Origin of the sequence: Enterobacter asburiae, from assembly GCF_024599655.1 — a bacterium.
Lineage (GTDB): Bacteria > Pseudomonadota > Gammaproteobacteria > Enterobacterales > Enterobacteriaceae > Enterobacter > Enterobacter asburiae_D.
Genome location: NZ_CP102247.1, coordinates 2,400,757 through 2,425,936 on the forward strand (window position 1 = coordinate 2,400,757; position 25,180 = coordinate 2,425,936).

The 25,180-nt window shown below is 57.6% G+C and carries 22 protein-coding genes; 11 read left to right on the top strand and 11 right to left on the bottom strand.

Going from position 1 to position 25,180, the window contains the following annotated elements; translation table 11 throughout:
- The first annotated feature begins 5 nt into the window (after positions 1–5).
- Together NQ230_RS11310 and dsbG are read left to right on the top strand one after the other, a co-directional pair.
- Positions 6–617 carry a DsbA family protein gene (locus NQ230_RS11310; RefSeq protein ID WP_159514215.1) on the top strand — a complete coding sequence of 204 codons (612 nt, stop codon included), beginning with the start codon at positions 6–8 and terminating at the stop codon, positions 615–617.
- Between the two features lie 41 nt (positions 618–658).
- A complete protein-coding gene (gene dsbG / locus NQ230_RS11315; protein ID WP_121423786.1) occupies positions 659–1,417 on the top strand; it encodes a thiol:disulfide interchange protein DsbG in 759 nt (252 codons plus the stop codon).
- 39 nt (positions 1,418–1,456) lie between these two features.
- On the opposite strand, the gene NQ230_RS11320 is transcribed toward dsbG, so the two are convergent.
- Both NQ230_RS11320 and NQ230_RS11325 read right to left on the bottom strand, forming a co-directional pair.
- Positions 1,457–2,749 carry a glycoside hydrolase family 10-like protein gene (locus tag NQ230_RS11320; protein WP_257261268.1) on the bottom strand — a complete coding sequence of 431 codons (1,293 nt, stop codon included), beginning with the start codon at positions 2,747–2,749 and terminating at the stop codon, positions 1,457–1,459.
- Positions 2,750–2,756: 7 nt separating this feature from the next.
- On the bottom strand, positions 2,757–3,044 hold the full coding sequence (locus NQ230_RS11325) for a VF530 family protein (protein WP_121423784.1): 288 nt from the start codon (positions 3,042–3,044) through the stop codon (positions 2,757–2,759).
- A gap of 127 nt (positions 3,045–3,171) precedes the next feature.
- Between NQ230_RS11325 and NQ230_RS11330 the strand changes: the two genes are divergently transcribed.
- The gene (locus tag NQ230_RS11330; protein WP_257261269.1) at positions 3,172–4,665 is read left to right on the top strand and encodes a hypothetical protein; all 1,494 of its coding nucleotides are present in this window, start codon (positions 3,172–3,174) and stop codon (positions 4,663–4,665) included.
- A 41-nt stretch (positions 4,666–4,706) separates the two neighbouring features.
- Here NQ230_RS11330 and NQ230_RS11335 read toward each other — a convergent pair whose 3' ends face one another.
- On the bottom strand, positions 4,707–6,191 hold the full coding sequence (locus NQ230_RS11335) for a UbiD family decarboxylase (RefSeq protein ID WP_257261270.1): 1,485 nt from the start codon (positions 6,189–6,191) through the stop codon (positions 4,707–4,709).
- Positions 6,192–6,302: 111 nt separating this feature from the next.
- Here NQ230_RS11335 and NQ230_RS11340 point away from each other — a divergent pair, with 111 nt between their 5' ends.
- Entirely contained in the window at positions 6,303–7,187 is an 885-nt protein-coding gene (locus NQ230_RS11340; protein ID WP_159514212.1) for a LysR substrate-binding domain-containing protein, read from the top strand.
- On the opposite strand, the gene NQ230_RS11345 is transcribed toward NQ230_RS11340, so the two are convergent.
- From NQ230_RS11345 to NQ230_RS11360, 4 genes are all read right to left on the bottom strand, one after another.
- Entirely contained in the window at positions 7,178–8,089 is a 912-nt protein-coding gene (locus tag NQ230_RS11345; RefSeq protein WP_257261272.1) for a LysR family transcriptional regulator, read from the bottom strand. The two genes, NQ230_RS11340 and NQ230_RS11345, sit on opposite strands and share 10 nt — an antisense overlap.
- Before the next feature lies 1 nt (position 8,090).
- Complete coding sequence (locus NQ230_RS11350; protein ID WP_257261274.1) at positions 8,091–9,077, bottom strand: MBL fold metallo-hydrolase; 987 nt, start codon at positions 9,075–9,077, stop codon at positions 8,091–8,093.
- Positions 9,078–9,218: 141 nt separating this feature from the next.
- Positions 9,219–9,968, bottom strand: coding sequence for a 5'-nucleotidase, lipoprotein e(P4) family (locus NQ230_RS11355; protein ID WP_371745454.1), 750 nt, complete (start codon positions 9,966–9,968; stop codon positions 9,219–9,221).
- Between the two features lie 86 nt (positions 9,969–10,054).
- Positions 10,055–10,582 carry a GNAT family N-acetyltransferase gene (locus tag NQ230_RS11360; RefSeq protein ID WP_063142750.1) on the bottom strand — a complete coding sequence of 176 codons (528 nt, stop codon included), beginning with the start codon at positions 10,580–10,582 and terminating at the stop codon, positions 10,055–10,057.
- A 132-nt stretch (positions 10,583–10,714) separates the two neighbouring features.
- Between NQ230_RS11360 and treZ the strand changes: the two genes are divergently transcribed.
- Genes treZ through glgX form a run of 3 tightly spaced genes read left to right on the top strand, consistent with a single transcriptional unit; the run spans position 10,715 to position 17,058 of the window.
- Positions 10,715–12,502, top strand: coding sequence for a malto-oligosyltrehalose trehalohydrolase (treZ, locus tag NQ230_RS11365; RefSeq protein WP_257261278.1), 1,788 nt, complete (start codon positions 10,715–10,717; stop codon positions 12,500–12,502).
- Positions 12,499–14,967, top strand: coding sequence for a malto-oligosyltrehalose synthase (treY, locus tag NQ230_RS11370; protein ID WP_257261281.1), 2,469 nt, complete (start codon positions 12,499–12,501; stop codon positions 14,965–14,967). Before treZ ends, treY begins: the two co-directional genes overlap by 4 nt.
- Before the next feature lie 15 nt (positions 14,968–14,982).
- Entirely contained in the window at positions 14,983–17,058 is a 2,076-nt protein-coding gene (gene glgX / locus NQ230_RS11375; RefSeq protein ID WP_257261283.1) for a glycogen debranching protein GlgX, read from the top strand.
- 2 nt (positions 17,059–17,060) lie between these two features.
- Here glgX and NQ230_RS11380 read toward each other — a convergent pair whose 3' ends face one another.
- Entirely contained in the window at positions 17,061–17,606 is a 546-nt protein-coding gene (locus NQ230_RS11380) for a winged helix DNA-binding protein (protein ID WP_023335754.1), read from the bottom strand.
- 199 nt (positions 17,607–17,805) lie between these two features.
- Here NQ230_RS11380 and NQ230_RS11385 point away from each other — a divergent pair, with 199 nt between their 5' ends.
- Genes NQ230_RS11385 through NQ230_RS11395 form a run of 3 tightly spaced genes read left to right on the top strand, consistent with a single transcriptional unit; the run spans position 17,806 to position 20,516 of the window.
- A complete protein-coding gene (locus tag NQ230_RS11385) occupies positions 17,806–18,528 on the top strand; it encodes a DUF969 domain-containing protein (protein ID WP_121423773.1) in 723 nt (240 codons plus the stop codon).
- A complete protein-coding gene (locus NQ230_RS11390; RefSeq protein ID WP_033145579.1) occupies positions 18,525–19,511 on the top strand; it encodes a DUF979 domain-containing protein in 987 nt (328 codons plus the stop codon). Before NQ230_RS11385 ends, NQ230_RS11390 begins: the two co-directional genes overlap by 4 nt.
- A 9-nt stretch (positions 19,512–19,520) precedes the next feature.
- Positions 19,521–20,516, top strand: coding sequence for a DUF2891 domain-containing protein (locus tag NQ230_RS11395; RefSeq protein WP_257257760.1), 996 nt, complete (start codon positions 19,521–19,523; stop codon positions 20,514–20,516).
- 45 nt (positions 20,517–20,561) lie between these two features.
- On the opposite strand, the gene NQ230_RS11400 is transcribed toward NQ230_RS11395, so the two are convergent.
- Positions 20,562–21,980, bottom strand: a complete 1,419-nt coding sequence (locus NQ230_RS11400; RefSeq protein ID WP_257257761.1) for an MFS transporter — start codon at positions 21,978–21,980, stop codon at positions 20,562–20,564.
- A gap of 117 nt (positions 21,981–22,097) precedes the next feature.
- Between NQ230_RS11400 and NQ230_RS11405 the strand changes: the two genes are divergently transcribed.
- The gene (locus tag NQ230_RS11405) at positions 22,098–23,003 is read left to right on the top strand and encodes a LysR family transcriptional regulator (protein ID WP_257257762.1); all 906 of its coding nucleotides are present in this window, start codon (positions 22,098–22,100) and stop codon (positions 23,001–23,003) included.
- 3 nt (positions 23,004–23,006) lie between these two features.
- On the opposite strand, the gene NQ230_RS11410 is transcribed toward NQ230_RS11405, so the two are convergent.
- Positions 23,007–24,461: a Cu(+)/Ag(+) sensor histidine kinase gene (locus NQ230_RS11410; RefSeq protein WP_257257763.1), complete on the bottom strand. Its 1,455-nt coding sequence runs from the start codon at positions 24,459–24,461 to the stop codon at positions 23,007–23,009.
- Positions 24,451–25,134: a copper/silver response regulator transcription factor gene (locus NQ230_RS11415; RefSeq protein ID WP_121423768.1), complete on the bottom strand. Its 684-nt coding sequence runs from the start codon at positions 25,132–25,134 to the stop codon at positions 24,451–24,453. Before NQ230_RS11415 ends, NQ230_RS11410 begins: the two co-directional genes overlap by 11 nt.
- Positions 25,135–25,180: the final 46 nt, after the last annotated feature.

The following is a 25,180-nucleotide window of genomic DNA, read 5'->3' on the forward strand; positions in this document are numbered from 1 at the left end:
GTATTATGAAAAAACTCCTTATTACGCTTCTGCTCCTGCTGGCCCCGGTTCAGGTGTTCGCTGCCCAGCCGCTGACGCCGGACCAGGAGCAGCGTGCGCAGAAGATGATCGCTGATTTCCTGTTTAACGATCCGAACTCACCGCGCATCGGCGCGAAAAACCCCAAGCTCACCCTGGTGGTGTTTACCGACTACAACTGCCCGTACTGTAAAAAATTCGATCCCTATCTGGAGAAGATTGTTGAGAAATACCCGGACGTCGCGGTGGTCTTTAAGTTCTTACCTTTCCGCTCGGAAAGCTCGCTGACCGCCGCGCGGGATGCGTTAACGCTCTGGCGTCAGGATCCCGGGCAGTTTATGAAGCTGAACCATACCCTGATGGCCAGGAAGGGGTACCACGATGACGCCAGCATTCAGGAGGCGCAGAAGCGGGCGGGCGTGAGCGTCACGACGCCGGACGAGGAGAGCCTGATGACGATCAAGCGCAGCCTGATCGTCGCGGAAAAAATGGGGATCCAGGGCACGCCCGCCACGCTAATCGGCGAGGGACTGCTGCCCGGCTGGGTGCCGTTTGAACAATTCGACGAAATGGTCAGTGACGCACTGAAAAACCGCTAACCTGAAGGGGGCGGAATGCCCCCGACAAACCGGAGAGGGAAATGAAAAAATTACTGTTACTTTCAGCGCTGGCGACGTCAGGGCTGGTACAGGCCGCTGATGCCATACCGGAGGTGGTGAAGCACTTCGGCGAGCAGCAGAACATTAAAATCATTAAGAAGCTGGATGCACCCGGCGGGGCACCGGCCTGGCTGGGGCAGTATCAGGACATGGGCGTGACGCTGTTTTTAACCCCGGACGGCAAGCACGTCATCTCAGGCTATCTGTACGATGACAAAGGGAAAAACCTCAGCGAAGGCTATTTCCAGAAAGAGATTTACGCCCCGATGGGACGCGAGATGTGGAAGAACCTCAACGCGGCGCATCCCCTGAAGGAAGGGGCGGATAACGCTCCGCGTAAGGTCTTTGTGTTTGCCGATCCGTTCTGTCCGTACTGCAAGCAGTTCTGGGCCGAAGCGCAGCCGTGGGTGAAGGCGGGCAAGGTTCAGCTCAACACGCTGCTGGTGGCGTTTCTCAACCCCAACAGCGGACGTAACGCCGCCGCGATTCTGAATGCGAAAGATCCGGTTTCGGCCTGGCGCGAATACGAGCTTTCCGGTGGGAAAAAATTGCCCAAGCCAGACGGCGAGGCTTCCCGTGAAACGGTAGCTATCCTGCAGAAGCACCAGACGCTGATGGACAGCCTGGGCGCTAACGCCACGCCGGCCATTTACTATCTGAATGCGGAAAATGAGCTGCAGCAGGTGGTCGGTATGCCGGATGCGCAGCAGCTTGAGGCGATGTTTGGGCCGAAGCCGTAAAAAACAGGCAGAAACGGGGCGTTTCTGCCTGATAGTCTCTTAGCTTCCCCAGCGTCCTTTCAGGTAGTTCACCGCCTGCTGCGTCTGCGGCTGGTTCAGGTAATCTTCCCGGAACAGGATGGTGCCATTCACGTTGGGCAGCGAATCGTTGAGATCGAGCTGCTTTTTCAGCTCCGGCACGCCGCCCTGAACCGTCCAGTCCGGCTCATTTCTCGACGGCTCGCCCACCTTGTAGAACGCAATGCCAATATACAGGCGAGTGTGGGTCGGCTTGACGACGTCGGCCCACCATCTGGTCAGCACGTCGTAGCGCGCGGCATCCCGTGAGAAGGGCCAGTAAATCTGCGGAGCGATGTAGTCCAGCAGGCCCTGCTGCACCCACTGGCGCGTATCGGCGTAGGATTCATCATAGGCCGCGGCACCGCGGGTGTCCGAACCCGCCGGGTCAAAGGAGCGGTTGCGCCACACGCCCGCCGGGCTGACGCCAAACTCAACGTCGGGCTTGGTCTGTTTAATCGCGCGGGACACCTGGACTATCAGCTGCTGCGTGTTGTGTCTTCGCCAGTCGGCCTTTGAGGCAAATCCCTGACCGTACTGCCGCCAGGTCTGTGCGTCATTGAGCGCTGAACCAGGCGTTTCGGTATAGAAATAATCGTCAAACTGCACGCCGTCTACCGCGTAGTTCGCCACCACTTCGGTCACCACGCGGGTGATCCAGTCCCGAACTTCCGGAATGCCGGGATCGAGAACAAAGCGGTAGCCCGAGATGCGCACCCACTCAGGGTGCTGAACATAGACGCTGGACGGGGTCTGATATGACGTCCGGTTCAGGGCGGCGATGGTTGCCGGTTTGGTATTGGTCGAAACGCGGTACGGGTTGAACCAGGCATGGACCTTCATGCCGCGCTTGTGCGCTTCATCCAGCATAAACTGCAGCGGGTCGTATCCCGGATACTCGCCGACGTTGCCCGTCAGCATATCCGACCACGGTAAAATTTTTGATGACCAGAGGGCCGTGCTGTCCGGCTTCACCTGGAAAAACACCGTGTTAATACCGAGGTGCTTAAGGTTGTCGAGCTTGCTGGTCAGCGCCTGCTTTTGCATCGCGATGCGCTGGTCCGCGCTGCGGCCGTTCACCGAGGCCACCGGCGGCCAGTCGAGACGAGAGACGGTTGCCAGCCAAATCCCGCGCATCGGCTCGTTTGCCTGCTGCGTCGGTTTGCTCGCGGTGGGGAGCGGGGTAACCAGTGATTTGGGTGGTTTTGAGGAGCAGCTCACAAGTAAAAGCGCGCAGCCAGCCAGCGCACCAATCCGTTTTACGTGTCGCGTCATTTGCGTATTAGCTCTTGATAATCCGACTGTTGGCCCAGGGATTAAAGGCGGGCTCCGCCTGTTCTGTGCTTACCTCATCGTGGAGGGAGTCCAGATACAGGGCTTCCACTTCCGCGCGCGCCCACGGGGTGCGGCGCAGAAATTTCAGGCTCGATTTAACGCTGGGATCTTTTCTGAAACAGTTAATTTTGATGCGGTCGCCCAGCTCGCTCCAGCCATATTTCGCCACCAGGGCGTTGACCATCATCTCCAGCGTTACGCCATGCAAAGGATCGTTAGAAATGTGTGCAGTCATAGGTGTCCGGATGTCTCAATGTTTGTGGGGGCAGGGTTACCGGTGAAAGGGTACAAGAAAGTGGAGGAAGCGGCAACAAACCTACCTTATTTGAGCGTCATGAATTTTACCCAAAACGGTATAATAGATGTGGCTCAAAACCTACAATTTGCGTTCGGGAAAAAAGAATATGAATGAAAATGGGAACGTCTTTACCTGGCTTGAGGTTTCGGAACAGTCCTTGATTACAAGGGAAAACGAAAAAAAAGAAATTGATGCGATAAAAGCAAGCAATAAGGAAAAAGGGATAACAAAAAGAATTCTGTATCCCTCCTACGAAATTGTGTGCATTGATTATGATCCACAGGGGGACATGGAGGATCCAGAGAAAAGGCTTATAGCCGAAACGTCGCTGCTTGCAACCCCTGGCGCACTGGAATGTGGGTATTCGCAGTGTATTGACTGGAAGGCTGACGGTATTTTAGATGAAGGAATTTATAAGCGGATTGGCTTCTACACACGTAACAGATTAAGACTTGCCGGGTCATGCGTTGAAATAAGCGATGGCAAGGCATTCAAAATGCGAAAGTTTTACCAGTGTATCGAGTCTTCCGAAAAATCCACCCTATCATTTATCCTCGGCGGTTTTTTCTGCTATCAGTCGGCAAATTACTGGCTTAAGTCCAGACATGAGCAGATAAAACATTTTATTCACGCGGGGCTAATTAAGAAAGCCTCTTTGCAGTTTTACCCGGATGAAGATAAACGAAAAACGCCTGATTATCTTATCGAGACCCAAGAGGGGAAATGGCATGTTTTTGAAAGTAAAGGGGGCGAACATACTTCACGATGGCAGAGAATAGAAGAGGCGGTAGCGCAATTAGACAGTGTGACTCATGTTGTCTGTAAAAATGGGCCGCCAAAAAAAATCAGGACCTTCGTCTGTACTCATACGTCGATCGATGCAGATAAGGATATTGTCATCAACGTCGTAGATCCGGTCCCGGATCTCGTGCAGCCCATTATTATCAATCCCGACGTTTGCGTCCTACTCTCAAAACTCACGTTAATCAGTCTTTTCGATACGCTATCTGCTATCAAAACAAGCCGCATACAAAAGATACCCGGAATGGATGACTGGGTATTTGTGGGTGCACCTCAATATGATGATATCCATTATGGTATTCCAGAGGTGTGCCTGGGTTTTAAGGATAAATTGAAATTAAGGCTTGGAGTATACCTTCTTATAAAGGAGGCCATTGATCTTAATCTTGCAAAAAACAAAGAGGGTGTAAACGTTGCAGAAGTTAACGAAAAACTCGCTGTATTACTTCCTTCACCAGTAAAACTGCGTAGAGTCATCGACGCATTGAGTCCCTTTATGCGCCACAAAATATCCTATAGAAATTATGGCGATTACTTTAATTTATTATCGGAATATTTAGGCCTTCCAAAACTAACGAAAAAAATTCTGGAGGAAGAGACGCGGTTAGTTAATGATTTACCGGAAATCATTAAGAAACACCGCTCGCCATGGGGTGGATTAACTCGCAAGGCTCCATTACCAGGCTATGACGATCCTTGGGAACTGGCGCAAATTAATAAACGGAAAACGCTTGGGAAGAAACCCAAAAACCGATAAGGGTATAACGATAAAGGCCACATTAACGTGGCCTTTTGTCATTATTTCTCGTTAAACAGTTCCGGCACCCACGGACGCGGATCCACCTCCATAAACGGCGCGCGCTCGAAGCGGTCCTTCAGCGCCCACGGCACCGTGCAGTCGAAGATGGTCTTGCAGGAGATGCCGTTTGCGCGAATCGAGGTGCTGTAATCCGGCGACTGGGACGGATCCAGCTGGTGGCCGCGGATCCCCGGAATATTCGTGATGCTGACATCACCCTGCATGCGGGTGGTCATCGCCCACAGGATGTCGTCGCTGTCGAAAATATCCACGTCTTCGTCGACCAGAATAATGTTCTTCAGCTCCGAATAGGTGGCTAAGGCGATAAGCGCCGCCTGGCCCTGACGTCCTTCGTCTGACGGCTGGCGTTTTTTCACCTGCAGGATACCGAGGAACTTACCGCCGCCTGCGGTATGCGCATAGACGTTTTGCAGGAAGCCCGGAATCGCCTCTTCAACGGCATTGCGGATGCTGGCCTCCGTCGGCAAACCGGCCAGCGTGGTATGTTCTTCCCCCGGTCCCACCAGCGTTTGCAGGATTGCGTGATGACGCATGGTCACCGCTTTCACTTTGATCACCGGCAGAGACGGGTTCGCCTCGCCGCAGTAGCCCGGGAACTCCGGCATCGCGTGGCCGGTATTGGTGTGCTGATCTTCTCTTACGCGCACGCCAGGGAGCAGTTCACCTTCGATGATGATTTCCGCCCGTGCGATCGCTTTCTCTTTTACTGCCACGCCCTGCACCAGCTCGACCGGCTGCTGGCGCAGCGCCCCGGCGACCCCCAGCTCGTTGTAGCCAAACGGCGTGGTGGGTGCCTCAAAGCACGCGCCGATATAGATGGCGGGATCGAGCCCCATATTGATCGTCACCGGCAGCGGTTTTCCGGCCTCTTCGGCTTTTTTGCGGAAGACTTCGATATGCCGACCGGCGGCAAGGAACATGGAAAGCTCGTCGCGCTCCTGGACGCAGAGGCGGTGAATGGTGACATCCGTCAGCGAGCTATCCTCAGGATCGCTTGCCAGCACCAGCCCCAGACAGAAGAACGGGCCAGCATCAATCGGCGTGTTTGTCGGTGCCGGAAGCAGCTTGCGCAGGTCGAAGTCAGGATCGTCCGCGTAGAAGACCTGTTCCTGACAGGGCGCCTGCGAGGCGGGGACGACAACGGGTGCCACCGGCTTTTTCACCGCCTGGCCGACGTGTTTTGCCAGTGCAGAGGGCTCGCAGCCCAGAAGGAGCGCCGCGCGCTCGCGGCTGGCGTGCATGCCCACCAGGATGCGGGAGCCCGGATAGCCCTTCACGCTATTGAACATCATGGCCGGTCCCGTACGGGTGGGACGTTTTACCGTGCCGCCCGCGCCGATATAACGGTAGACTCCCGCCAGCTCCGCGTTGGGATCGACCGGATGATCGGTTTCAAGATACTGCCCTTCGTGGCGCTCAAGCAGGGCGATGGCGCTGCGGAGATCGTTGATCGGGTTTTCCATATTTTCCTCCCTCGTTTGAATACCTCCATTTTTATGGCAATGACCAATAGCATCAATTGCATCATTACTGCTAAATTGATAAGTAAATTCATATCAAAAAGGAGGCGTTCCGTGCAGTTTCGTCAGATGCGCCATTTCATCGTCGTTGCCGAAGAGCTCCACATGCACCGGGCCGCCGAGCGTCTGAACATGGCGCAACCGGCCCTGAGCCAGCAGATAAAGGCGCTGGAAGAACGTTTAGGCGTCACGCTCTTTAGCCGGGCGAACCGCCGCTTAACCCTGACGCCCGCGGGCGAAGCGTTTCTGGTGAAAGCCAGGCTCGCCATATCCCTGACCGAACAGGCGGTTCTGGACGCCAGGCAAACGGCAAGGGGCGAGCAGGGGGTGTTAAACCTGGGGTGCGTGTCGAGCGCGATGTTCGACGGCAGGCTGCCCGCCGCGCTGCGCCAGATGCATACGCGCTGGCCGGCGATTACCATGTCGCTGGTGACGGGAAACGTGCAGACGCTCTACGCGGCCGTGCAAAGCAACCAGCTCGATGTGGCCATCATCCGGGCGCCGCTGCCGTCGCTGCCTGACGATCTGCAAAGCCGCCCGTTTACCGCCGAGAAAACGGTGCTGGCGCTGTATCGTCAGCATCCGCTAGCGGGATCGTCCGCGCTGACGCTTTCGTCGGTGAAAGACGAAAAATGGATCTCCCTGCGCGACCCGGAGGGAATGGGGCTGGAACAGTACTTTTATGACGCCTGCAGCGGGGCGGGCTTTCAGCCGGACGTGGTGCAAAACGCGACCGACGTGCCCACCGTGATAAGCCTTGTTTCGGCTGGGTTTGGGCTGGCGCTGCTGCCCGCGTCGGCAAAGGCGGTGAGCGTCGAGAATGTGGTTTACGTGGACATCCTTGACCGGCTCCGTGAAAGCGAGCTGACGCTGGTTTGCCACCGGATTATTCGCTCAGAAGTGCTTAAAAAGTTTCTGGTTACGCTCGATCACACCTGACGTCCGGCCGCCTGCAGCAGCTGCTCGCGCAGCCAGGCGTTCGCCGGATCCTGGCTGTTTTTCGGGTGCCAGTACATGTAGATGGTTATGGGCTGCAGCGGCAGCGGCGGCGGAAAAATATCCAGCGTGCTGGCAAACTGTCGCAGCATCCGTTCCGGCAGGGTGCATACCAGGTCAGTACCGGCGACAAGCGCAGGCGCCATGGCGTAGCTCTGCGTAGACATTGCGACATGCCGCTGATAGCCCAGCCCGGCCAGGGTTTGATCGACAAAGCCGGTAAACGGATCCCCCGCCGATGACACCACCAGATGAGAAAGCGCGCAGTAGCTTTGCAGATCTAACGCACCGGTCCCGCGCGGATGGCCTTTACGCTGGGCGGTGGCAAACGCGTCGTCGAGCAGTTTACGTCTGACCCAGCCGTCATGGGCACCCGCGCTCACGCCGATGTAGATATCGACATCACCGTTTTCCAGCTGCTGCGGCAGCTCGGCCATCTCCGGCAGGGCGAAGCGCAGGCGGATACCGGGAGCATCGGTGCTCACCTGGTTAAGCAGCCCTGTGCCCAGCATCAGCGCCGGATTTTCATGCAGGGCGATCGCAAAGGTCCGGCGGCTGGTGGCGGCATCAAACGCGATGGGGGCAAACATCGCGCTGATGCCGCGCAGCACGCTCTCCACCTGAGGCTTGAGCGCTTCCGCTCTCGGCGTGGGCAACACCCCTCGTCCATGTGGGGAGGGGATAAACAGCGGTTCGCCAAACAGCGTTCGCAGACGCGCGAGACGGGCGGAGAGCGCGGGCTGGCTGATGCCAAGCCGCGCGGCCGCATGGGTGATATTCCTGTCCTGAAGCAGGGCGTCCAGGGTCAGGATCAGGTCTATGTCCATGCCAGAGAGGGGCGTCATCTTATTTCGCGCTGCTGGCGTCCCGGTTGGTATAGGTGACAGGAACCCAGGCATAGCCGCCGTTTTCGCCTTTGGTGACATAGCCGATACCCGGGAACGGAAGATGGGGCGCGGCGACCAGGTCTTTATTTTTCACAAAGTCCGCAAACGCATGTTCGCGCACGCTTGCCGCTTTGCTCTGATCTTCATCGTAGGTAATGGTCACGTCGGGCTGCGGGAACTGAACAGCCGCGGCATGAATGATGTCGCCGACAAAGGTGATCTTCTCGCCTTTGCTTGTCAGCGTGTAGAAGGCCGAGCCCGGCGTATGGCCGGGATGAACCGTGCCGGTCAGCCCCGGGAGAATTTCAGATGTGCCGCTAAACGGCACCACTTTACCGGCGTCAAGATAGGGTTTTAAGGTCTTCTGCGCGACGTCAAAGTAGTTCTTGCCGTAGCCGGTTTTTTTCTGATTCTCATCGTTAAAGAAAAAGTCGACGTCCGGTTTGCCAACAAAAACGCGCGCGTTGCTGAACACCGCTTTGCCGTCTTTCACCAGACCGCCCGCATGATCGGAGTGGGCGTGGGTCAGCAGGACTTCAGTAATGTCCTCGGGTTTAATCCCCTGCGTGGCGAGGCTCTCAATCAGACGTCCGCCGTTGCCGGGGCCAAAGAGCTGGCCTGAGCCCGTATCTACCAGAATTTTATGTCCGGGCATCGCAATCAGGAACGCGTTGATGGACACCTCAGGCGGGTTGGTCTGGAAATTTTTCGCGAGCAGCGCATCAATTTTTTGCGGCGTTGTCCGGCGCAGCAGCTTGTGCAGATCCTGCGCGACGGTTCCATCCGTAAACGCGGTAACCAGAACGTCGCCGACCTGAACGCTGTATCCGCCCGCCGGTTGTTTAACGACGTGCTGAGGGGTCTCTGCCGACGCCTGAAGCGCAGGGTAGAAAAGCAATGAACTGGAAATCAGCGTGGACAGGGCAAGTTTTTTCACGGTAAGCATACGAGTCTCCTTTGAAAGCGCTCATCTTACTTCTTCGTAAAATTATAAGAACCTGCCCAGAAATGATAGGACCTATAAACGCGGTGGATAGCATAGCGAAGAGGCCGGGTGGCGGTGATGCCTTTCCCGGCCCGTAAAACGTTATTTTTTCAGCGGCGCGTTCCAGCCGTCCGGCGTGGCTTTCGACCAGGAGCCATAAGCGGCATTAGGCAGCACAATCCAGTTGTTACCGAAGTGATCCGCGCTGGCCTCAACCAGCTCGCGCTGCTGCTCGCTCGGCTTTTTGTTTTTAAACTGCACGGCGAAATCCGGCAGGCTGTCGCCAAACAGCATCACGATTTGCTGCTTTTTGAGGATGCTCTGGCGACGCTCTTCCTTGCTGACCGTGTCCAGAAGCACGCTTTCATCGGACACCTGCGGAAGTCCCAGGGCTTTTAACGTCCTGAGCGTATCGGCTTTATTTTCCTGCATGCGGTCCGAGACGTAATAGATACGGACGTTGCTTTGATTCACATGGTCAAGAAACGCCTTCGCACCCGGAATTAAGCCTGGTTTACCCTGTTTCTCCCAGTCGCTCCAGGTGTCCCATTTTGTAAAGTCGTGACACTGCTCGGTGTCGCGCACCAGCAGAGGGGTGTTATCCAGTACCGTTTCATCCAGATCCATTACCACGGCGTAATTTTCAGGCGTTTTCAGATCTTTTAACTTTTCGTTGAAACGCTCGGTGGCAAACCGATACGTCTGCAGCTGAAGAGCCATAATCTCTGCCGATTTCTGCTGATAGCGCAGCGCCATTTCGTACGCTTTGGGTTCACACAGGTCGCGCCCGGCGGCCGTCGCCGCTGCCGTTGCACTCAAAACAGGTAATGCCAGCAGTAATGCCTTAGCCATTGAATTCACACTTTTTTCCTCAACACCCTGGTTAAAATCCCGAAAGCGTAATGAAATTCAATGACAGAAATATGAAGGCTGCGTTGCTAGACCAGCATGTAATACCAGAACAGGGCGACTTCGTCTTTTTCCGGTAAGGCGTTGTAGAGAAAACGATCGTATCCGCCCAGGGTGAACCCGTAGTTACGGTAGAACAGACAGGCAGAGACGTTCACATTTTGTGTTTCAAGCCGTAATCCCGGCGCGTTTACGCTGCGGGCCCAGACGTGGGCGGCGGCCATCAATTTTTGTGCGGCGCCGGTTCTGCGTTTTGTACGCTCAACGGCGATATAATCCACTGAGATAAATTTATTCCAGCCAATTGAAGCGGTAATAAATCCGGCTATTTCACCGTCATCCGTTTCGGCGATAAGAAATATGGCGTCCGGATTAACGCAGTGGTTTTCAAGGGTTTGGATGTCGAGCTCGTAGGTTTTAATCCAGGGCTCGGTGACGGCTTCGATATGCAAATCACAGTGGATAAAGGGCTCTCGCGCAATGTGGCTAATGGTGAAAGAAAAGTCACAGCATTCAAGACGTACGAGGTCAGTATTTAATCCTTTTCGAATCTGCATAATTTTCCCGGTAGTGAGTTATTTCATAAAGAATAGACGAAGCGGTTAAATCCGCTGGGCTAACACACTTTCAATCCTGAACTAAGCTTGTACTTCGTTCCGCGTAAAATGTGGGTCATTCGAGGACAATGAATGGAATTCAGGACATTTCAAAAGCAGTGGGGTGCTGAGTTTATTTCCGATGACGTAGTACGTTTTCGCGTCTGGGCAGAAGGACAGAAAGAACTTACGCTACGTCTGGCTACCGCCGACGTGCCGATGACGGCAACCGGCGACGGCTGGTTCCAGGCAGATGTACCCGGCGTCACGCACGGTGCAGAATATCAATTTGTTCTTCAGGACGGCATGACGGTGCCCGATCCCGCCTCGCGCGCGCAGAAGGGCGACGTTAACGGCCCCTCCGTCGTTATCGATCCCCAACGCTATCAGCCGGTCAACCGGGACTGGGCGGGGCGGCCGTGGGAAGAGACGATCATTTACGAACTGCACGTCGGCACCTTTACCCCGGAGGGCACCTTCCGGGCGGCCATCGACAAGCTGCCGTATCTGGCAGAGCTCGGTATTACCCAGCTTGAAGTGATGCCCGTTTCCCAGTTTGGCGGGTCCCGCGGCTGGGGGTATGACGGCGTGCTGCTGTATGCCCCGCACGCCGCCTACGGCACGCCGGAGGATTTCCACGCGTTTATCGACGCCGCGCACGGGCTGGGGCTTTCCGTGGTGCTGGATATCGTGCTTAACCACTTCGGGCCCGAGGGGAACTATCTGCCCCTGCTGTCGCCCGCGTTTTTCGATGCGGATCGGATGACGCCCTGGGGTAACGGCATCGCCTATGAGCGGGAGCCGGTGAGGCGGTATATCACCGATGCGCCGCTCTACTGGCTGACGGAGTATCGTCTGGACGGTCTACGTTTTGATGCCATCGACCAGATTAAAGACGCCTCAGAGACGCACATTCTGGAAGAGATAGCAGAGAAGATCCGCGAGGCAATTCCGCACCGTCACGTGCACCTGACCACGGAAGACAGCCGCAACGTGATTTTTCTGCATCCGCGCGATGAGCAGGGCAACACGCCGCTGTTCACCGCCGAGTGGAATGATGACTTCCACAATGCCGCCCACGTCTTTGCCACCGGCGAAACGCACGCCTACTACCAGGATTTTGCCTTTGAGCCGGAGAATAAGTTTGCCCGGGCGCTGGCGGAAGGCTTTGTCTACCAGGGCGAGATTTCGCTGCAAACCGGTGAATCCCGCGGGGTGGAGTGTCAGACGCAGCCGCCGCAGTTTTTCGTCGATTTTATTCAGAACCACGATCAGACCGGGAATCGCGCCCAGGGCGAGCGGCTTATCACCCTGGCCGGTGCCGATAAGACGCGGGTGCTGCTTGCCGCGCTGCTGCTTTCCCCCCATATCCCGCTGCTGTTTATGGGCGAGGAGTTTGGGGAAACGCATCCGTTCCTGTTCTTTACCGATTTTCACGGCGATCTGGCAAAGGCGGTGCGGGAAGGGCGCGCAAAAGAGTTTACCGGTCACGCCGGGCACGATGAGGCCGTCCCGGATCCGAATGACGTGAACACCTTTGTTCGCTCAAAGCTCGACTGGAATAAGATTGCCACCGACGAAGGCAAAACGTGGCTGCGCTTCACGCGCCACCTGCTGACGCTGCGTCATCGCCATATCGTTCCGCTTCTGCGTCATGGCGGCACCGTTCAGGGCAAGGTGATCAAGACCGCGCCCGGCATGGTGGCGGTGAGCTGGTGCTTCCCGTTAGGAACGCTCTCTCTGGCGCTGAATATCAGCAATAAGCCCGTCGCGCTGCCCGATCTCGCGGGTGAGACGCGCTTTGCCTGGCCGGAAGTCACAAACGTTTTACCGCCGAACGGTATTGTCGTTCGCTTTGCTGATGGAGAAGCATCGTTATGATCCCTTCCGCCACGTACCGTATTCAGTTCCGCAATGGCATGACGTTTGACCGCGTTGCGGCGCTGGTGCCGTATCTGAAAGATCTCGGCATCAGCCACCTCTACGCGTCGCCCGTGTTTACCGCCACAGCGGGCTCCACCCACGGCTATGACGTCACGAACCCGAATGAAATTGACCCCGCGATCGGCGGACGAGAGGGTTTCGACCGCATGGCCGCGGCGCTTAAGCAGGCCGGTACGGGACTGATTCTGGACATTGTTCCTAACCATATGTCGACCTCGCTGGAAAACGCCTGGTGGCGCGACGTGATCGAGCACGGCAGGCAAAGTCGCTACGCCCGCTATTTCGATATCGACTGGTCACGGCCGCTAACGCTACCGTTCCTCGGCGACACCTTTGAAGCGGAGCTGGAGAAGGGGGCCATCACCTTAAAACGTGACCCTGTCACTAAAAAAGTCGCGCTGGTTTACTATGACGCCGAGTATCCGCTCAACCCGGGTACGTACAGCGAGGATAAGAGCATCGCTGAACTGCATGAAGCGCAAAGCTGGCGGCTGATGTCCTGGCGGGAGGCTCCGAAGCAGCTCTCGTGGCGGCGCTTCTTTGAGATCACCGGGCTGGTCGGCGTTCGGGTTGAAGATGACGCGGTCTTCGACGATTCGCACCGGCTGATCCTTGAGCTGGTTCACGCGGGCGTGGTGGACGGCCTGCGCATTGACCATGTCGACGGCCTGGCCGATCCGCTGGGCTATCTGCAGCGCCTGCGGCAGGAGGCCGGATCCGACTGCTACATCACGGTTGAAAAAATTCTCGCCCGGGGAGAACAGCTTCCCGCCGACTGGCCGATATCCGGCACCACCGGCTACGAGTTTATCGCCTCGCTGGCGGAAGTGCTGGTCGACGACGCTAACCTGCCGCGCCTGGAGACCATCCACGACGAGGCGCTGGGAATAACGGTCGATCGCCACGCTGAGCTGCGTGATGCCAAAGGCCTGATGACCGACCGCAATTTTGAGGGTGAATTCACCACGCTTCTTAACCTTGCTGACGATCTGGCCCGCCGCAATGAGGTTGCGCTGCCGCGCGAGGAGATCCGCCACGCGCTGCGCGAGCTGCTTATCGCCTTTCCGGTCTACCGCACCTACGGCACCCGGGAGGGATTAACCCCGCCGGACGTGGCGCTGCTCAATCGCGTGGTCGCCAGCGTGGAGACGTCTGAAGCGGCGCTGAGCCTGATTGTGCGTATTCTTACAGGCGACCTGCCGGAAGATTGCCGCGAGTCCGCCGCGCTTTTCAGAACCCGCTTCCAGCAGCTTACCGGGCCGCTGATGGCGAAGTCGGTGGAAGACACGCTGTTCTTCCGCCACAACCTGGAGCTGGCGCTCAATGAAGTGGGCGCCGACCCGACGCCGCGCGCGTTTTCCTTATCCCGCTTCCACCAGGAGATGCGCATTCGCCTCGCCCGTCAGCCCGACGCGCTGCTGGGCACCTCTACGCACGATACCAAGCGCGGGGAAGATGCCCGGGCGCGCCTCTACACCCTGACGGAGGCGCCGGAACAGTGGGGCGATAACCTGGCCCGCTGGCGACAGAAGAACCAGACCCAGGTGCGTTTTCTCAATGACGGTACCGCGCCGAACGCCGCCGATACCTGGATGATCTATCAGGCGCTGGCGGGCGTCTGGCCCGCCACGCTGTCTCCGGACGACGCTGAAGGGCTTGCATCACTGGAAGCGCGTTTTATCGGCTTCCTTGAGAAAGCGCTGCGCGAGGCAAAACAGCGCACCGACTGGATCGACAGCAACGAGAGCTATGAGAGCGTGGTGTTGAGCTACGCGCGGCACCTGCTTTCCCCGGACAACACTCTGTTCCTGCATGATTTTAGCGAGGCGATGCAGCCCTTTATCCAGGCCGGGCTGATGAACAGCCTCAGCCAGACGGTGATCAAGCTGACGGCTCCCGGCGTGCCGGATATCTATCAGGGCAGCGAGGCGCTCAACTTTAGCCTCGTCGACCCGGATAACCGACGGGAGCCGGATTTCCCGACCCTGGTGCACAACCTCTGCGCGGCGGATGCCACGGTGTTTGACAACCCGGCCTGCTGGCGAGACGGGCGCGTTAAACAGTTCGTCACCGCCACGCTGTTACGGCTGCGTCCGCATTACGCCGCGCTTTTCCGCTATGGCGACTGGCTGCCGCTTAAGGTTTCCGGCGAGCGCGAGGAGAACCTGATTGCCTATGCGCGCGTTAAGGACGACGAGGCGCTGATTGTTGCCGTGCCGCGTCTGGTTTTTGGTGTCAACGGCAACGAAACGCTGTGGGTTAATACCACGGTAGCGATACCCGACGAACTGGCCGGGAAGCGCTATCGGGATCTGTTCAGCGGTGAAAGCCGCCTTCTGCAAGAGAAGCTGGATTTAACGTCAGAAAAGGGATGTGTACTGGTTCTGCTTACCTGCGAATAATCGTGGAGAACGAAAATGGCAAAGGATACTACGTTTGAAATTCGGGCCGGTCATGGCCAGCAGTTGGGTGCTAATTATGACGGGAAAGGGGTTAACTTCGCGCTGTTCTCCGCTCACGCCGAGCGGGTAGAGCTCTGTCTTTTTGACCCGTCCGGGAAAAACGAAATCGCCCGGCTGGAGCTGCCGGAATATACCCATGAGGTCTGGCACGGCTATGTGCCCGATCTGAAGCCCGGCGCGCTGTACGGCTATCGCGTCTATGGGCCCTACGATCCGGAAAACGGTCACCGTTTCAACCCGCACAAGCTGCTTATCGACCCCTACGCCCGCGAACTGGTGGGCGATATCGACTGGAACGACGCCCATTTCGGCTATGAGCTGGGGCATGACGAACTGGACCTCAGTTTTGATACGCGCGACAGCGCGCCGTTTACGCCAAAATGCAAGGTCATCGACCCGGACGCCTTTGACTGGCAGGACAACAGCCGGCCAAACGTGCCCTGGCCGCATACCGTTGTCTATGAGAGCCACGTGAAGGGCTTTACCCAGATGAACCCGGCCATCCCGCCCGAGCTGCGCGGAACGTTTGAGGGGATGGGACACAAAGCCTCGGTCGACTACATCAAGAGTCTTGGCATCACCTCGGTGGAGCTGCTGCCGGTTCACTGGTTCCCGGACGATCAGCATCTGCTCGATCGTGGCCTGAAGAACTTCTGGGGCTATAACACGCTCGGCTTTTTTGCTCCGGCGTCGCGCTATTACGGCCCGGCGGGGATCCAGGGCTTTCGCGACATGGTGCGCGCATATCACGATGCGGGCATCGAGGTGATTCTGGACGTGGTCTATAACCACACGGCAGAAGGTAACGAGCTTGGCCCCACGCTCTCGTTCAAGGGGATTGATAACTACAGCTATTACCGCACCCTGCCGGACCAGCACCGGTACTACATCAACGACACCGGGACGGGAAACACGGTTAACACCTCGCACCCGCGCGTGCTGCAGATGGTGATGGACTCCCTGCGCTACTGGGCGGAGTCGATGCATATTGACGGTTTTCGTTTCGACCTGGGGACGATACTGGGGCGCGAGCCGGAAGGGTTTGACCCGCGAGGCGGTTTCTTCGACGCCATATCGCAGGATCCGGTGTTATCGAGACTGAAGCTGATTGGCGAACCCTGGGATATTGGCCCCGGCGGGTATCAGGTCGGCGGTTTCCCGCCGGGTTGGGGGGAGTGGAACGACAAATACCGCGATACCGTCCGCGAGTACTGGAAGGGCGATAACGTCTCTACCGATTTTGCCGCGCGTCTGCTCGGCTCCGGCGATCTGTACGACCTGCGCGGGCGTCGTCCGTGGGCCAGCGTCAACTTCATCACCGCTCACGACGGCTTTACGCTGAATGACCTGGTGTCGTACAACGAAAAGCATAACGCCGACAACGGTGAGGACAATAACGACGGGCATAACGATAATCGCTCGTACAACTATGGCGAAGAAGGGCCGACGGAGAACCCGGATATTATTGCTACCCGCGAACGGCAGAAGCGTAATTTCCTGACCACGCTGCTGTTTTCCCACGGCACGCCGATGCTGCTTGCCGGGGACGAGTTTGGCCGCACGCAGAAGGGCAACAATAACGGCTACTGTCAGGACAGCGAGATCTCCTGGATCGACTGGAAGGGGCTTTCCGAAAACGACGCCGCGCTGCGCGAGTTCACCCGACGGCTCATTGCCCTACGCGCATCGCAGCCGTTATTGCGTCGTGAAAGCTGGCGCGACGGGCTGGAGATCCGCTGGTTTAATGCCGGGGGCGGTCCGCAGCAGGCCGAGCAGTGGGATGAAGGCTCGACGCTCGGCGTCTCCATCAGCAGGCCGGATCTCAGGCAGGAGGACGGCATCTGGCACGACGTGCTGATGCTGTTCAACCCGTTTGAAGGCACCGTGCCGTTCCAGATCCCGCAGTTTGGCGAAGGGGGATGGGTGCTGGAACTGTCTACGGCAGATGACGCTGCCGCCGGGACAGCGATCACCGACACCGTAGAGTACGAACTGGCCGGACGCAGTATTACCCTCTTCAGACGTCCTTAGCGTTAGAGTGATGCCGCCGCGCGGGCGGCGGTGTCATACAGGGAGGAGATCGTGCGTAACAGCTGCGCAGTTTCGCCAATCGACTTCCCGGCAATGCCGCTCTCCGCGTGGATTGCGATCAGACACGCCTCCCGCACGTCCCGGTACTTCATGCACAGTGCTTTCCCTTCCTCGGTGGTGGAGAAAAAGAGTTCTTTGCCCGCTTTCTCGCTCGTCACATAGCCCGCTTTGACCAGCTTTTTAAGGGCGTAGGTCACCACGTGGGTATCTTCCACATTGAGTACGAAACAGATATCGGCCAGCTTTTTCTTGCGGTCGCGGTGGTTCACATGATGCAGCAGCGAGACGTCAAATGCGCCCATATCCGGTTCACCGGCTGCGGCCATGCAGCGCACCATCCATTTATTGAACGCGTTGCTGGTCATGATCAGCGCGTACTCCAGCTCTGACAGTTCCGCGCAGCGCTCGGATACCAGATGGCGGGAAGAGACGATCCGGCCATCGTTGATATCGTCACGATCGGGTGAAGCACTCTTTTTCGAGGTCATAACGTTCCTTAGCCAGAAATGTAAACTCATCGATAAAATAAGAACATTTTATTGATAATTTGTTTACATGTTTTTGAGGTTCAGATATAGCTTTTTAGCGCAGGTTTTCCGAAACCTGACGAAAAACACAACATCGCTCGCCGCAAATTAAAAAAATAGCCGTCGGCGCGCAACGCTCACTTTGGATAGGGTAAACGTTATGGACGGTACTACGCTGTTGCCGCTGATCGGGATACCGATCGTGGTTATTGGTTTTGCACTGCGCTTCAACCCGCTGCTGGTGGTCGTGGTGGCGGGGCTGGCGACGGGTCTGCTGGTCGGGATGGATTTCGGGATGCTGCTGGAGACCTTTGGCGAAAAGTTCGTGAATAGCCGATCGCTGGCGACCTTCATTCTGATCCTGCCCGTGATTGGTCTGCTGGAATATTACGGGCTTAAGGAGCGTGCCCAGGCCTGGGTGGCGAAGATCGCCAGCGCCACCTCGGCGCGTATTCTGATGCTCTACTTTGTCGCCCGTGAAGGCACCGCCGCGCTGGGGCTGATGTCGCTGGGCGGTCATGCCCAGACGGTGCGCCCGCTGCTGGCGCCGATGGCCGAAGGGGCGGCGTTGAACGAATATGGGGAACTGCCGCAGCACATCCGCGACAAAATCAAAGCCCATGCCGCCGCGTGCGACAACATCGCGGTCTTCTTTGGGGAAGATATCTTTATTGCCTTTGGCGCGGTGCTGCTGATCGATGCGTTCCTGAAGGAGAACGGTATTCCGGGCATTGAACCGCTGCATATCGGCCTGTGGGCTATCCCAACCGCCATTGCGGCATTAGTTATTCATATGACGCGCCTGCTGCGTCTGGATGCCAGCATCCGTCGCGACGTTATGGCCTGGCGTGCAGAGCAGGGTACGCAGGGGGCCGCGCAATGATGACGCTTATCACCATTAACCGCGTGTATTACCTGATCGGCTTCGTCGTGATGCTGCTGGTTGTGATGACCCTGCGCGATCGCGCCAATCCGAAGCGTTTTACCACGGCGCTGTTCTGGTTTTTATTCGGTGGGATCTTCCTGTTCGGTGACCTGATGGTGCAGGAGCTGGGTAAATCGCTGGCGTACCGGATAATCGGCGGCGGCGTTATCGCTATCGCGCTGCTGGCGGGCTTTGGTCTTGTCGGGAAAGGGCACTATAAAATGTCCACCGAAGACGAACGTCTCGCCTCGTCAAACCGCCTTAAAAACTGGCTGTTCCTGCCCGCGCTGATGATCCCGGTGGTGACGGTTATCGGCACCCTGTTCCTGAAAGGGGTTTCGGTTGGCGGCGTGTTCCTGCTGGATCAGAAACAGCTCACCCTCGCGGCGCTGTGCGTGGCCTGCGTCGCGGCGATCCTCACCGGCTGGTGGCTGACCAAGGGCACGCCGCTGCATGCCATTCGTCAGTCTCGTCGTCTTGTCGATACTATCGGCTGGGCGGTGATCCTGCCGCAGATGCTGGCCATGCTCGGCGGCGTATTCGTGGCGGCCAATACCGGTGATTCGGTGCAGAAGGTGGTGAGCCTGTTCGTTAACCCGGATAACCGCTTTATGCTGGTGGTGATTTACTGCGTGGGGATGGCGCTGTTTACCATGATCATGGGGAATGCGTTTGCGGCCTTCCCGGTGCTGAGCGCGGGGATCGCCTTGCCGTTTTTGATCAACGTGCATCACGGCAACCCGGCGCCGCTGCTGGCGATTGGCATGTACGCGGGCTACTGCGGCACGCTGATGACGCCGATGGCCGCAAACTTCAATATCGTTCCCGCCGCGCTGCTGGAGCTGAAAGATAAGTATCAGGTGATCAAGATCCAGATCCCAACCGCGTTAACCCTGCTGGTGGTGAACGTGTTCCTCATGTATTTCCTCGTGTTTCGCTAAGGAGCTGTTATGGAATTAACGCAACATCAGGCTGACGCGTTTGCCCGCATGCCTTTGACCTATTTGCGCCAGGAATACCCGAACCACATCATGCACCTGCTGAATGATGATGGCGACGTGCTGCCGCCTCGCGAACTTCACCCGATTTTCTACGGCTGTTTTGACTGGCATTCGGCGGTGCACGGCTACTGGCTGCTGCTGCGCTGCGTGCGACTCTATCCGGAACTGCCGAGCCGGGACGCGACCGTCGCGCTTGTCGACGAGCACCTGACGGAAGTGAACGTGGCGAAGGAGCTGGCCTATTTCACTGCCCCGTTCCGCGCCTCGTTTGAGCGCCCGTATGGCTACGGCTGGCTGCTGGCGCTGGCCCAGGAGCTAAAACAGTCGTCGCTGCCGCAGGCCGCAGGCTGGTACCGGACGCTGGAGCCGTTAACCCAGGATATTCGTAACCGGCTGGTGGATTATCTCGGCAAGCTCACCTATCCGATCCGCGTCGGGACGCACTACAACACGGCGTTTGCCCTCGCGCTGGGGCTGGACTACGCCCGCGCCGTAGAAGATAGCGCGCTTGAGCAGGCGATTGTGACGGCGGCGGAGCGGTTTTATCTCGCCGACACGCGCTATCCGGCCCACTACGAACCCGGCGGGGATGAGTACATTTCCGGCGCGCTGACGGAAGCGCTGCTGATGAGCAAGGTGTCGGAGGGTTTCCCGGCCTGGTTTGACGCGTTTCTGCCGGATGTCGGCTCCGTTGCGGCGCTGATGAACCCGGCGGAAGTGAGCGATCGTACCGACCCGAAAATCGCCCATCTCGACGGATTAAACCTCAGCCGCGCGTGGTGTATGAAGCATATTGCCAAAGCGCTTCCCGCTAACCATCAGGCGCAGCAGCCGCTGCGCGAGGCGGTGGTGAAACACCTGACGGCAAGCGTTGAGCATGTGGTCGGCAGCCACTACAGCGGCGGGCACTGGCTGGCGAGCTTTGCGCTGCTGGCGCTGGAGTAAACAAACGAGTCGTCCTTTTGCCGGGTGACGCTGCGCTTACCCGGCCTACAAATCCGTAGGCCCGTGCAAGCGAAGCGCCGCCGGGCGCAGCCTGCTCACGCTAAACAATACCGACCCCGTCGAGGCGATGACGGCTATCCACAGTGCAACCTGGATGGCATGCTGATGGTCCCATCCCGTCGTCGCGGCCAGCAGCACCCCCACCGCGGCGGCGCCGAGACACTGCCCAAATGTCCTGACGATAGACAACACCCCGGAGGCATAGCTGGCATATTCACGCGCCACGTTAGAGAGCATTTCCCGGTTATTGGGGCTCTGGAAGCAGCCAAACCCAATCCCGCACACCAGACTGCGCAGGCAGATATTCCATGCGGAAGGATTGTCCGGCAACGTCGCCAGCAGGACCAGTCCACCAACAAAAATCATCAGCCCGACTGTAGAGATCAGCGGCGCGGAAATCGTATCTGCCCAGCGTCCCGCATGCGGCGCGATCAGCACGATGCCGATCGGCCACGGGGTGAACAGCAGCGCGGAGACCACCGGGCTGTAGCCATACACGCTCTGAAACAGGAACGGCAGCGCAACAAAGGTGATGCCCTGGCTGACAAACGAGGCCAGCGAGGTCAGCGCAGCAAGGGTGAAGCGTCCGTTTTTGAACATGACGGGCGGCAGGATGGGACTTCGCGCACGCCGAATCCGCCAGATAAAGGCGAGGGCGCTGGTCAGCGTAAGAATCCCCCAGCCGAGGGCCTCCTGGCTAATGTGTTGCTCCACGCGCTGAAGGCTGTCGGCCAGCATAATCGCTGAGCCTAACAGCGCGGCGGAAAGCACGGCGCCAGGCGCGTCAAAGGATGAGCGGTCAACGGCCGACTCCCGCGGCAAAGCCCGCCACGCCAGCAGCAGGGCGACGCTGCCCGGAATAATGTTAATGGCGAACAGCCACTGCCAGCTCAGCGCGTCCAGTATGGTTCCGCCCAGCACGGGGGCAACTGCCGTGCTGGAGGCGATAAGCAGGGCGTGCAGCCCCAGAATGCGGCCAAGCAGTCGACCCGGAAAAACGGATCGCAGGATCGCCGGGGCGATACTCAGCGTGGCCGCACCGCCGATGCCTTGCAAAATACGCATGCCGATCAGCATTTCTGGCGTGGTCGCCAGCGCGCAGCCGATCGAGGTGAGCGTAAAGGTGGCAAGCCCGGCAAGAAACACCGGGCGATAGCCCACGCGCGCCGCCAGCGCCGCGAAGAGGGCTAACGTCATTGCCGCTGCCAGCAGGTAACCGTTGGCGAACCAGACCGCCACGTTCGCGGGGACCTGCATCGCCGTTGCCATGGAGGGCAGCGCGATGTTGATCATGGTGCCGTCAAAGACGCCCATCAGCGTGGTGGTCATGACGGCGGCCATCACCCTGGCGCGTTCATGCCCGGGCAAACCTTCATCGCCGGGCTGGTTTGAAAATAGCGTCATCGTCGTTACTCCGGATAAGAATAGTGATGACGAAACTATAATCATGCGGTATACAGGGCGGAAGACGCATCAGCTGCACTTAATCGTTGCATATAACGCCTTATCTGAGGAGCCATCGTGTCCGATCCTGACTTTAACCTTCTGGTTGCACTCGACGTTCTGCTCGCAGAAGCCAGCGTGGCGGGCGCGGCGCGACGTTTGAACCTCAGCACCTCCGCCATGAGCCGCACCCTGAGCAGGCTGCGGGAGGTGACCGGCGATCCTATTCTGGTGAGGGCCGGGCGTCATATGGTGCTGACGCCCTGGGCCGAAGCCACGCGGGACCGAGCCAGAAGCGCCGTGCATGAGGCGAGGGCGGTGCTACAGCCCTCCACCGAGGCGCTGAAGGTGGAAAATCTCGAGCGGCTGTTCACCATCAGAGCTAACGACGGTTTTGTGGTGGCGTTTGGGCCGCTGCTTATTGCGGCGGTGGCGAGCGTTGCGCCCGAGGTGTGCATCCGCTTCTCTCCGAAACCTGAAAAAACGTCGCGCTATTTGCGCGAGGGGCTGGTCGACCTGGAGATCGGCGTGCAGAGCAATATGGGGCCTGAAATACGGCTGCAAAGGCTCTTTCAGGATCGGTTTGTTGGCGCGGTGCGCAAGGGGCATCCGCTGTCATTACAGCCTGACGTCAGCCTTACCGATTATGTCGCATGGGGCCACGTGGTGGCCTCACCGGACGGATCGTTACACGGGTTTGTCGATGACGCGCTGGCGGAACGGGGGATGAAGCGCAAGGTTGCCAGCGTGGTGCCCGGATTTCCGACGGCGTTATCCGTGGCGCTGGCGTCCGATCTGATTGCCATGGTGCCGGCGCTGTACCTGCTCAATCAGCCGATGAACGAGCGCGTACACGTCTTTGAGCTGCCGTTTAAAACCCGGACCATTACGGTGTCGCAGATGTGGCATCCGCGCATGGAGCGGGACCCGGGGCATCGATGGCTCAGGGAAAAGGTACTGGAAGTGTGTCGACCCGTGCGCTGACGCTCAGGCCGCTTTTCCCGGCACGGAGAGGATGAAGCGCGTCGATACCGCATCCGATTCCACGCGGACTTTCCCGTGGTGCGCGGTGACGATGGACTTCACGATGGCAAGCCCGATCCCGCTGCCTTCGCCTTTGCGCTGTCTGGACGGGTCGACGCGATAGAAACGGTCAAACAGCTTTGGCAGATGTTCCTGAGGGATCGGCTTACCGGGGTTTTCTATCATCAGTTCAACATCGTTATCCTGATTTCTGATGGAAACCGTCACCGCTTTTCCTGGTGGCGTATAGCGCAGGGCATTGGAGAGCAGATTATTCATTGCTCTTCTGAACATCTGAGGATCGCCTTCTATCAGGCAGGGCATCCCGTTAAATTTCAGCGTGATGTTGCGTTCTTCTGCCCAGGCTTCGAAGAATTCGAAGACTTTCATAACCTCCGCACTTAAATCAAACATCACACGGTCAGGGATCAGCTGGTTATTATCCGCCTGCGCCAGGAAAAGCATGTCGCTGACCATCCGGGTCATCCGGTTGTACTCTTCCAGACTGGAGTACAGAACATCTTCCAGCTCTTTCTGCGAGCGGTTCTGGCTCAGCGCGATTTCCGTTTGCGTCACCAGGTTGGTGATGGGGGTTCTGATTTCATGCGCGATATCGGCGGAGAAATTCGCCTGACGGGTAAAGACGTCTTCAATCTTTTCGATCATATGGTTGAAGGAGATGACCAGCTGTTCCAGCTCAACGGGCACGCGGGACGGCTCCAGCCGCGCATCCAGGTTTTCTGAGGTGATATTTTTAATGGCGTTGCTGACGTTACGCAGGGGCAAATGTCCCTGACGAACCGCGATGCGGATGACAAGAATAATCAGCAGGCTGATCGCCGCGGCAATCATCAGGAGATTCTTTTTCAGCGCCTCCAGGTAGTGCAGATGAAAATTAATGGAGAGCCCGATCAGCATGACGTAGCCCTGCGTTTTGCCCTGCAGCGTTGCCGTGCCTGTAGAGGCGATAATCCGGTACGTTTCCATGTTCATGTCGGACCCGGCGTGCACAGGCATGGCATGGCCTTCAACCGTCCAGTGAAACACATCCTGTGTGCGGCAGTGTTCGCTAAAGTCCGCCGTATTCATTGCAGGGCGCAGTGCCGCCCCTTGCGCCGAGCTAAACAGCGTATTTCCCTGCGGATCCAGGAGCAGGACGGCTACGTTGCGGTAGCTGGCGATCGACTCTTTGATCTTGCTGATTTTCTTTTGGTCAGGATCGACCGGCGATTGCAGTATGCGGTGCATCGCGGTGCTGATTTGCTGCAGATCGTTGATATCCTGCTCGGCGAAATGCTTTTCAACGGAATGGAGCATAAACCAGGTAAAGGCGAAAAAGGCCAGTATCGTGGAGAGACTGATAAAAAAGGTCAGCCGCAGGGCAAGCGAAAAAGGGCGCCTGGGAAGCTTAACGTGCATCCGGCACCTCCAGCATATAGCCCACGCCGCGCACCGTCTGGATCAGCTTCGGTTCATAATCGTTATCGATTTTCGCGCGAAGCCGCTTTACCGCCACATCTATTGCGTTTGTGTCGCTGTCAAAATTCATGTCCCACACCTGGGAGGCAATCAGGGAGCGGGGAAGCACCTCTCCCTGATGACGCATGAAAAACTCCAGCAGGCTGAACTCTTTGCTGGTTAACAGGATGCGACTTCCGGCCCGGCTTACCTTTCTCGACACGAGGTCAACCGTCAGGTCTGCCACCTGAAGCTGGCTTTCCGCGATCACCGTATTTCCGCGTCTTAACAGCGTCCTTACCCGGGCGAGCAACTCTGCAAAGGCGAAAGGCTTAATCAGATAATCATCCGCGCCAAGCTCAAGCCCTTTAACCCGGTGTTCAATCGTGCCGAGAGCCGTGAGTAACAGGATGGGCATCCCTTTGCCTCCAGAGCGGAGCATGCGGACAATGTCCCAGCCGTTCACATCGGGCAGCATGATATCCAGAATCAGCAGATCGTATTCAGCGGTCATGGCGAGATGGTAGCCGTTCAGGCCGTTATCCGCGTGGTCCACAACAAACCCCGCTTCAGTCAGCCCCTTACTCAGGTACTCACCGGTTTTAATTTCGTCTTCGACGATCAGTATTTTCATCATGCTCCCCTGACTGGCTGCTGATGACATTCTAGTGAGCCTGCGA